Source organism: Kitasatospora sp. NPDC091257 (assembly GCF_044757675.1).
Taxonomy (GTDB): domain Bacteria; phylum Actinomycetota; class Actinomycetes; order Streptomycetales; family Streptomycetaceae; genus Kitasatospora; species Kitasatospora lactacystinica.
In genome coordinates this window covers 1-2,195 of record NZ_JBIVVI010001370.1, presented here as the reverse complement: position 1 = coordinate 2,195, position 2,195 = coordinate 1, and the positions used below count along the sequence as shown (strand labels likewise).

Genomic DNA, 2,195 nt, shown 5'->3' with positions numbered 1-2,195 from the left:
CCCGCCCCGTAGGGTGGGAGGGTCATGACGAACGACTCCGAATCCCAGCCCGCGACGGCCCTCGGCGACGAGGCCGAGGAAGCCGTCGCCGTCCCGCGCTCGCGGATCCCCGAACTGCTGCACGCCGCGGTGGCGGCCGTCGGCGGCGCGGAGCGCCCCGGTCAGGTCCGGATGGCCGAGGCCGTCGCCGACGCCGTCGACCACGGCGAGCACCTGCTCGTCCAGGCCGGCACCGGCACCGGGAAGTCCCTGGCCTATCTGGTGCCCGCACTCGCCCACGGCGACCGCGTGGTCGTCGCCACGGCCACTCTGGCGCTGCAACGCCAGCTGGTGGAACGGGACTTGCCGCGCACCGTCGAGGCGCTGCACCCCGTGCTGCGCCGCCGGCCGCTGTTCGCGATGCTCAAGGGCCGCTCCAACTACCTGTGCCTGCACCGGGCCAACGAGGGCACCCCGAGCGACGAGGGCGAGGGCCTGTTCGACCCGGTGGACGCGCTCGGCGGGCCCACCGGGAAGCTCGGCAAGGACGTGCTGCGGCTGCGCGACTGGGCCGACGAGACGGACACCGGGGACCGCGACGACCTCAGCCCCGGCGTCTCCGACAAGGCCTGGGCCCAGCTGTCGGTCACCTCCAAGGAGTGCCTGGGCGCCACCCGCTGCCCGTACGGGCAGGAGTGCTTCGCGGAGAAGGCGCGGGAGCGGGCCAAGCTGGCGGACGTCGTGGTCACCAACCACGCGATGCTCGCGATCGACGCGATCGAGGGCGCGCCGGTGCTGCCCGAGCACGGGCTGCTGATCGTGGACGAGGCGCACGAGCTGGTCAACCGGGTCACCGGCGCGGCCACCGCCGAGCTGACCGTCGGGGCGGTCAACCGGGCGGTCAAGCGGGCCGCGCGGCTGGCCAACGAGAAGGCGGTCGACGCGCTCCAGGCCGCCGCCGAGAACTACCACGGCCTGATGGAGACCGCCCAGCCCGGCCGGGTCGAGGAACTGCCCGAGTACCTGGCGTACGCGGTCACCGCGATCCGGGACGCCTCCCGCCAGGTGATCAGCTCGCTCGGCGAGACCAGGGACAAGGGGCTCAGCGACGAGGACGCCGTCCGCAAGCAGGCGATGGCCTCGGCCGAGGCGCTGCACGAGACGGCCGAGCGGCTGCTGGAGGACTCCGAGTACGACGTGGTCTGGATCGAGCGCAGCGACCGCTACGGGCTGGGCACCGCCTCGCTGCGGGTCGCCCCGCTGAGCGTCTCCGGGCTGCTGCGCGAGGGGCTGTACAAGGAGCGCTCGGTCGTCCTCACCTCGGCCACGCTCAAGCTCGGCGGGGATTTCAACGGCGTCGCCGCCTCCGTCGGCCTGCCCTCCGAGACGCGGCTGCCGGACGTCCGCACCGCCGGGGACAACCCGGAGCCCGGCCCGGCCTTCGGCGAGGACGCGGTGCCGCACTGGCGCGGGATCGACGTCGGCTCGCCGTTCAAGTACCCGAAGCAGGGCATCCTGTACGTCGCCAAGCACCTCGCCGACCCCGGGCGCGATCCCGAACGGCCGGACATGCTGGACGAGTTGGCCGAGCTGATCGGTGCGGCCGGCGGGCGGACGCTGGGGCTGTTCTCCTCGATGCGGGGCGCCCAGACGGCCGCCGAGGCGATGCGCGAGCGGCTGGACCAGCGCGTCCTGCTGCAGGGCGAGGACACCCTGGGCGAGCTGATCCGGGAGTTCGCCTCGGACGCCACCACCTGCCTGTTCGGCACGCTCTCGCTCTGGCAGGGCGTGGACGTGCCCGGCTCGGCCTGCCAGCTGGTCGTGATGGACCGGATCCCGTTCCCCCGGCCGGACGACCCGCTGATGAGCGCCCGCCAGAAGGACGTCGAGCAGCGCGGCGGGAACGGCTTCATGGCCGTCGCGGCGACGCACGCGGCGCTGCTGATGGCGCAGGGCGCGGGCCGGCTGGTGCGCGCGGCCGACGACCGGGGCGTGGTCGCGGTGCTGGACCCGCGGGTGGAGACCAAGCGGTACGGGAGCTTCTTCCGGTCCTCGATGCCCGAGTTCTGGTACACCACGGACCGCAACCAGGTGCGCCGCTCGCTGGCGGCGATCGACGCCTCGGCGGCGCCGGTGCGGCCGGTGGTGAAGCGGGGCTGAGGGCCCCGGCCCTCGGGCCCCGGCGTTCCGGGCCCAGGGGGCCGTGGGTTGCCGGG

At 74.4% G+C, this 2,195-nt stretch carries 1 protein-coding gene; it reads left to right on the top strand.

Features of this window, described 5'->3' with window-relative positions; translation table 11 throughout:
- Positions 1-24 precede the first annotated feature (24 nt).
- Positions 25-2,139, top strand: coding sequence for an ATP-dependent DNA helicase (locus ACIQOV_RS38380; RefSeq protein ID WP_401055405.1), 2,115 nt, complete (start codon positions 25-27; stop codon positions 2,137-2,139).
- Positions 2,140-2,195 lie beyond the last annotated feature (56 nt).